Source organism: Mesorhizobium sp. WSM4830 (assembly GCF_055811495.1).
Map to the genome: position 1 here is coordinate 1 of NZ_JBVVQI010000105.1, position 675 is coordinate 675.

The 675-nt window shown below is 68.4% G+C and carries 1 protein-coding gene; it reads right to left on the reverse strand.

The window, feature by feature from the left end; translation table 11 throughout:
* Positions 1–675 (reverse strand): hypothetical protein (locus tag AC0L2Y_RS34550; RefSeq protein WP_473562332.1); only part of this gene is annotated, 675 nt, incomplete at both ends.

A 675-nucleotide genomic window follows, 5' to 3' on the forward strand; every position in this document is an offset into this window, starting at 1 on the left:
GGTGTCAGTCGAACTGCCGTCGGTGGCGAGGAGGTGCGACAGCGCGGTCTTGCCATGGCTGCCATCGGCGGTGGTGGCGGCGGAGGCGACGGTATCTGTCGAACTGCTATTGCCAGCGAGGAGTTGCGAAAGCGCGGTCTTGCCATGGCTGCCATCGCTGGTGGTGGCACCGGAGGCGGCGGTAGCAGTCGAACTGCCGTCGCCGGCGAGGAGGTGCGACAGCGCGGTCTTGCCATGACTGCCATCGCTGGTGGTAGCGCCGGAGGCGGTAGCAGTCGAACTGCCGTCGCTGGCGAGGAGGTGCGACAGCGCGGTCTTGTTATGACTGCCATCGCTGGCGGTAGCGCCGGAGGCGGCGGTAGCAGTTGAACTGCCGGTGCCGGCGAGGAGATGCGAGAGCGTGGTCTTGCCATGACTGCTATCGGAAGGGGCGGTGGCAGTCGAGGTGCTGCCGCCGGTGGTAGTCTCGGCCGGGGCTGTGGCAGTTGAGGTGCTGCCGCTGGAGGTGGCTTCGGTAGGGGCGGTCGCAGTCGAGGTGCTGCCGCCAGTGGTGGCCTCGGCCGGGGCGGTGGCAGTCGAGGTGTTGCCGCCGGTGGTAGCTTCGGTAGGGGCGGTGGCAGTCGAGGTGCTGCCGCCAGTGGTGGCCTCGGAAGGGATGCTCGCCGTAGAAGTGGG